This is a genomic window from Jiangella rhizosphaerae (assembly GCF_003579925.1).
In the GTDB taxonomy this organism is placed as follows: domain Bacteria; phylum Actinomycetota; class Actinomycetes; order Jiangellales; family Jiangellaceae; genus Jiangella; species Jiangella rhizosphaerae.
Window position 1 is genome coordinate 1 of sequence record NZ_QUAL01000277.1, and the last position, 2,579, is coordinate 2,579.

Below are 2,579 nucleotides of genomic sequence, written 5' to 3' on the forward strand. Positions count from 1 at the left end.
GCCACCCCCGCCGCCGCCGCCGCCGGCCGCACGCCGTCGCCGGTGGGTGTGGCCGCTGGTCGCCGTGCTCGCGCTGCTCGCGGGCGGCGGCGCCGGCGTGGCCGTCGGCGTGAGCCTCGACGACGACGAGCCCGCCCCCACCGCGCAAGAGACGCCGGCGCCGCAGGAGACCGGCGGCGAGAACGACGACGAGCTGGAGCGGTTGCGCGAGCGCCTCGAGGAGGTCGAGCAGCAGCGCGACGACCTCAAGCGCCGGCTCGACGAAGCCCGCGCCGAGCTGGAGTCCCGCGAGACGGAGCCGCCGGAGGAGGAGCCCGAGGCGTCCGAGCCGACGCCGTTCGAGGGCGAGTTCACCGACGGCGCCTTCACGTTCACCGACGTGCAGGTGCTGCGCGACTTCGCGGGCGACTTCGAGGTCCGGGCGACGGTGACGAACACCGGCGACGAGGCCGTCGACTACGTCTCCTGGACGGCGACCGTCCTCTACCAGGGCGAACCGGTCTCGACGCTGACGACGTCGGCCACCGAGCTCGCCGCCGGCGCATCCGTCGACGCCCAGTTCATCGGCTTCGACGACTACGGCGACTGGGACGCCGTCGAGTTCTCCGTCGACTCCAACACCGACCAGACGTAGCCCGCGCCGGCGCAACCGTTCGCGTAGTCGTCGTCCGGCGGTCGCGAACCGGCCATTGACTCGTTGTCAATCGCCGTGACGGTAGCGGTCATGAGCGAACGGTCCCGTTTCCGCCGAATCGTCCGCGTCGTCGTGGCGGTCCCGCTCGCGGTCGCCTTCGGCATCGCCGCCACGGCCGCCGCGGACGCCGTCATCGGCCCGCACGACCCCGCCCACGCCCACAACGACTACGAGCACGAGCGCCCGCTTCTCGACGCGCTCGACCACGGGTTCACCAGCGTCGAGGCCGACGTCTGGCTCGTCGACGGCGAGCTGCTGGTCGCGCACGACGCCTGGGAGGTCCAGCCCGGCCGCACCCTGGAGTCGCTGTACCTGGATCCGCTGCGCGACATCGTCCACGCCAACGGCGGCTCGGTGTACCCGGGCTGGGACGGCTCGCTGCAGCTGCTCATCGACATCAAGAACACCGGCGAGGCGACGTACGCGCAGATCGACGCCGTGCTGCGCCGGTACCAGGACCTCATGACCCGGTACGTCGGCGGCCGGGTGCAGGAGGGCGCCGTCACGGCGGTCATCAGCGGCGACCGGCCGCGCGCGACGATGCTCGCGCAGCGGCTGCGCTTCGCCGGGTACGACGGACGCCTCGGCGACCTCGCGAGCGGGCTGCCGGCCGGCTTCATGCCGCTGGTCAGCGACAACTGGGGCAACCACTTCACCTGGCGCGGCGTCGGCCCGATCCCGGAGGCCGAGCGGGCCAAGCTGCGGCAGATCGTGGCGACGGCGCACGCCGCCGGCTACCGCGTCCGCTTCTGGGCGACGCCGGACACTCCGGGCCCTGCCCGCGAGGCGATCTGGACCGAGCTGCTCGCCGCCGGCGTCGACCACCTCAACACCGACGACCTCGCCGGCCTTCAGGCGTTCCTCGAGTCGCGCTAGCGGCGCACGGCGCTGATCTCCAGCGGCGCGCCGGCCCCGTCCACGGTGACGGCGGTCAGCGCGTCGCCGGCGCTCAGCGTGGCGGCGACGAGCGACCCCGTGTCGCGCCCGCGGCCGGCCACGTCGCCCGGCCCGTAGCCGTAGAACAGGCGCAGCCGTCCGCCTGGCTTGAGCAGCGCCGCGAGTGCGTCGAGGTTGGCCTTGCGCGGGTGCGTCCAGAACACGTTGACGTTCGACGCGAAGATCAGGTCGTACTGCTCGGGCGGCTCCGGCGCGAGCGTCGTCAGGTCCTGCTCGACGACGGTGAGCCGGCCGGCGTCGACGAGAGCCTGGTTGCGCTCGCGGATCCGCCTGACGCCGACGGCCGAGCGGTCGAGCGCCGTGACGTGCCCGTCGCCGGTGAGCAGCGGGCCGATCTCGGCCACGGCGACGCCGGGCGCCGCGCCCAGCTCGAGGATCCGCTCGGTGCCGGTCAGCTCGAGCCTGGGGATCAGCCGGGCGATGTGGGGCGGCGGCTGTTCGCTCATGGCGGAGAGTGTGACAGCCGAACCCTGACAAGCGGCGTCAAGTGCCCCGATTCGCGATACGGTGCGCGCGTAGTTCCCGGTTGCCTCCGTCGCCCTGACTCCGGCACAGCGGGACCGTCGGGGGACGGGACCTCCCGGCAGGTTGCCGCACAGCGCCCCCGGGAGGGATCGTGTCCGCAGCGCGTTCTGGCCCGTTCGCCTGGTCGTCCTTCGGTGCCGGCTACCTCGTCGCCTCCGCCGACGACACCGGCCGGCCCATCGTCGACCTCGTCCTGCCCTCGTCGTCCGACGGGTCACTACGCTGGGCGGCCGCGTTCGGGCCGGCCGAGGCGGAGCTCCTGGCGGACCGGCTGACGGCGCTGGCGGGCGGCGGAGGCGCCGGGTCCGGGCTGCTGGCGCTCGACGGGGTGCGGGACGGCGTCGCCGCCTTGGACGCGGCGTTGCGCGACCTCGCGGACGGCGACGGTGGCGGCGGCGGGGCC

General features: G+C 74.1%; 4 protein-coding genes. 3 read left to right on the forward strand and 1 reads right to left on the reverse strand.

Going from position 1 to position 2,579, the window contains the following annotated elements:
• Positions 1 to 634, forward strand: a 634-nt coding sequence (locus tag DY240_RS32340) for an FxLYD domain-containing protein (protein WP_199702165.1), incomplete at its 5' end; no start/stop codon positions are given.
• Between the two features lie 90 nt (positions 635 to 724).
• A complete protein-coding gene (locus tag DY240_RS23205; RefSeq protein WP_119662132.1) occupies positions 725 to 1,570 on the forward strand; it encodes a phosphatidylinositol-specific phospholipase C/glycerophosphodiester phosphodiesterase family protein in 846 nt (281 codons plus the stop codon).
• On the opposite strand, the gene DY240_RS23210 is transcribed toward DY240_RS23205, so the two are convergent.
• Positions 1,567 to 2,097 (reverse strand): class I SAM-dependent methyltransferase, encoded by a 531-nt coding sequence (locus DY240_RS23210; protein ID WP_119662133.1) that lies wholly within the window; start codon positions 2,095 to 2,097, stop codon positions 1,567 to 1,569. The two genes, DY240_RS23205 and DY240_RS23210, sit on opposite strands and share 4 nt — an antisense overlap.
• Before the next feature lie 170 nt (positions 2,098 to 2,267).
• On the opposite strand from DY240_RS23210, the gene DY240_RS23215 reads away from it, so the two are divergent.
• Positions 2,268 to 2,579 (forward strand): hypothetical protein (locus tag DY240_RS23215; RefSeq protein ID WP_119662134.1); only part of this gene is annotated, 312 nt, incomplete at its 3' end.